This is a genomic window from Brasilonema bromeliae SPC951, from assembly GCF_012912135.1.
GTDB classification, from domain to species: domain Bacteria; phylum Cyanobacteriota; class Cyanobacteriia; order Cyanobacteriales; family Nostocaceae; genus Brasilonema; species Brasilonema bromeliae.
Genome location: NZ_QMEB01000377.1, coordinates 1 through 2,734 on the forward strand (window position 1 = coordinate 1; position 2,734 = coordinate 2,734).

General features: G+C 40.5%; 7 protein-coding genes and 1 pseudogene. 3 read left to right on the top strand and 5 right to left on the bottom strand.

Annotated features, from left to right (window positions below):
- The coding region (locus DP116_RS27720; RefSeq protein WP_211173554.1) for a WD40 repeat domain-containing protein at window positions 1-198 on the top strand (198 nt) is incomplete at its 5' end.
- A gap of 108 nt (window positions 199-306) precedes the next feature.
- Here the strand turns inward: DP116_RS27720 and brnA are convergent.
- The 5 genes and pseudogenes from brnA to DP116_RS27745 form a co-directional block, all read right to left on the bottom strand.
- Entirely contained in the window at window positions 307-474 is a 168-nt protein-coding gene (brnA, locus tag DP116_RS30845; protein ID WP_422614249.1) for a type II toxin-antitoxin system BrnA family antitoxin, read from the bottom strand.
- 167 nt (window positions 475-641) lie between these two features.
- The gene (locus DP116_RS27730; protein ID WP_169158183.1) at window positions 642-980 is read right to left on the bottom strand and encodes a HepT-like ribonuclease domain-containing protein; all 339 of its coding nucleotides are present in this window, start codon (window positions 978-980) and stop codon (window positions 642-644) included.
- On the bottom strand, window positions 977-1,267 hold the full coding sequence (locus tag DP116_RS27735; protein WP_169158184.1) for a nucleotidyltransferase family protein: 291 nt from the start codon (window positions 1,265-1,267) through the stop codon (window positions 977-979). Before DP116_RS27735 ends, DP116_RS27730 begins: the two co-directional genes overlap by 4 nt.
- Window positions 1,268-1,376: 109 nt before the next feature.
- Entirely contained in the window at window positions 1,377-1,583 is a 207-nt protein-coding gene (locus DP116_RS27740; protein ID WP_246275831.1) for a UPF0175 family protein, read from the bottom strand.
- Between the two features lie 120 nt (window positions 1,584-1,703).
- Window positions 1,704-1,835, bottom strand: a pseudogene (locus DP116_RS27745) (element excision factor XisI family protein); the annotation flags it as partial.
- A 33-nt stretch (window positions 1,836-1,868) separates the two neighbouring features.
- On the opposite strand from DP116_RS27745, the gene DP116_RS27750 reads away from it, so the two are divergent.
- Entirely contained in the window at window positions 1,869-2,162 is a 294-nt protein-coding gene (locus DP116_RS27750; protein WP_169158185.1) for a nucleotidyltransferase family protein, read from the top strand.
- Window positions 2,159-2,500, top strand: coding sequence for a HepT-like ribonuclease domain-containing protein (locus DP116_RS27755; protein WP_169158186.1), 342 nt, complete (start codon window positions 2,159-2,161; stop codon window positions 2,498-2,500). The genes DP116_RS27750 and DP116_RS27755 overlap by 4 nt, the downstream gene beginning before the upstream one ends.
- Window positions 2,501-2,734: the final 234 nt, after the last annotated feature.

Below are 2,734 nucleotides of genomic sequence, written 5' to 3' on the forward strand. Positions count from 1 at the left end.
TATGTCACAAGTGTCGTGTTCAGCCCGGATGGTAAGACTCTAGCTTCTGGTAGTTCTGACAACACAGTCAAATTGTGGAATATGGATTTGGATGATTTACTCAGACGTGGTTGCGCTTGGGCGCATGATTATTTGAAGAATAACCCTAATGTTAAGGATGACCGACACCTTTGTGATGATGTTCTTAAAAGAAAGTAGTGAGGAGGTAGAACCTCCTACTGCTGGTTCCCAGGCAAAGCCCGCGAACGATAAAAATTAGCAAGCAGAAATTACGAATGCCACTCAAGCCGTTGAGCAATCCATACCTTAATGATGGACTGTCGAGTGACACTCCCGCCGCGCCGCCTCACGATCAAGTGCTTCAATCATCCATATCGGGAAATCGACGTTGATCCGCCGCTGCTCATAACCTGGGCGGCGAACGGTGGAAAGATCAAGGTATGAAGTTACGTCAAGCCAAGGGCTTATCGCTATGGCATGATATCATCCGGCGTCTACAAGGCTAATAAGCCAAGTCCGTTTTAACGGACTCAAAGACTTATTCAGTCCGTTTTAACGGACTTGAACTTTGAGCCAAGAAATTTATTTCTTGGCGGACGAACATTATGGTGCAAGATCTGAGCTAGCAGGAAAGCCTGATATTACTTCCCCAATTCTTGCAAAATCGCTTCAATAGTTGCCTTTAGTTGGGGCAAATTCTGTTCAATCACGCCCCAAACTCGATTTAAATTCACCTTCAAATAATCATGAATCAGTACATCTCTAAAACCAGCTACTTGCTGCCAAGGTACATCTGGGTAAACTGCTCTTATTTCGGGAGATAACCGCTTCGTTGCTTCCCCAATAATTTCAAAATTTCTAATTACCGCATCTTGAATTATTGTGGTTTGCAAAAATACCTCTTTGCCATCACGAGTATAAGACTCTATGCGCTCGATACATTCAAAGATGTTGCTCAAGTACAGCCGATCATCTCTCACAACGCCACAGCTTCCCGCAACACTTTATCTCTAATCAACTCATGTAGAGTTTCTGGTTCAGTTACATCCACTTTACGTCCTAGCAATTCTTCCAAAGACTGCATCAAAGCAATTTGGTCTAACAAGGTTCGTTGTGGTTCAAGTTCCACCAGAAAATCTACATCACTGTCTAGTCTTGCTTCTCCTCTCGCCACAGAACCAAACACCCGGACATTATACGCTCCGTACAAAGCCGCAATTCTCAAAATTTCTTCCCGATAAGCTTTAAGTATTTCATCAATGCCCATAGCCTAACCCAAAATGATTTCAACAAATCTCTACCTCTAGTTTGGCATTTTCAGGCATCTTCTGGTCTTTGGTGTAAACGCAACTCAAACAAACCTGCCCTAATAACAATCACAACCTACCCAATTCCCGCAAATTTTTCAAATCGAGTTCAAAATCTTCTATTTCATAAGAATACAGAGGAATTTTGCGTTTTTGAAGCAACTGTTGAAACTGTATTTTATCCATTTCTGCCAACTTGCTCGCATATCCAAGGGGAAGTTTTCCAGATCCAAACAGCAACAGAGCAACTTCTTGTCTAAATTCGGCTTCTGTCATTCCACGCTTCACGTAAAGTATCATCTGATATGACGACGCTCATTTTTCCTCTATTGCTAAAAATTTCAGTAGATTAAATAACGCGAACATTACAGCCCTAATATTAACCTACAATATTCTTCAAGTTCCAAACCCCGTAAACTGACGCACATAGGGTTCGTGAAATGCCAAAATAATATCTTGCTTGGGTACTCCCATTTCAACTAATCGATTGGCAATTCCTTCTTCTGTACCATCGTGTTGAATCCATATTCAAATAAGCTGTAGTGTTATGAGAGATTGAAAATGAAATTAAAAGAAATCCTCCAAGAAAAACGAGCAGAAATTATCAGTATTGCTGCTAAACATGGTGCTTATAATATCCGAATTTTTGGTAGCGTAGCTAGAGGAGAAGAAACACCAAGCAGTGATATTGATTTTTTGATTGATTATGACTTGAATAAAATTACACCTTGGTTTCCTGGTGGCTTAGTTCAAGAGTTAGAAACCTTGTTGAATCGGAAGGTTGATGTGGTAACTACGAATTCTTTGCATTATTTTATTCAAGATAAAGTCTTAAAAGAGGCTATTTCTTTATGAAAGACAGTCGGATTTATCTTATTCACATTCGCGATTGTCTCAACAGAATTAAGCAATATACACTTGAAGGGAAAGAAGTATTTTTTAATGACATTAAAACCCAAGATGCAGTTTTAAGAAATATTCAGGTGATGTGTGAGTCTGTACAAAAATTACCAACTGATTGGAAAAATGCATACCCTGAAACAGAATGGAGTAATATTGCTGGCTTTCGTAATAGATTAACCCACGAATATCTAAGTGTAGAGCTTGATATTGTTTGGAATGTCATTGAAAACTATTTACCTTCTCTAGAAAGAACGATTGAAGCAATGGCACAGGAGTTTTGGAATATTTAGTTGAGAAGTACTCCGAAACTGAAAAATCACCTTAATGAAGTGCGATAAGCCGGAGGCTTGACGCTACGCGTATCGCGCAGCGTGCGTCTTCGCGCACTCGCCTGTTTGTATCTGTTCTTGCACTATTGTCATTTAGCTATGACTCAGGAGGTAGAACCTCCTACTGCTAGTTCCCAGGCTATAAATCCAGAAGAACCCCACCCCGGTTTTGTCTTGCGCCAAAACCGCCCCTCC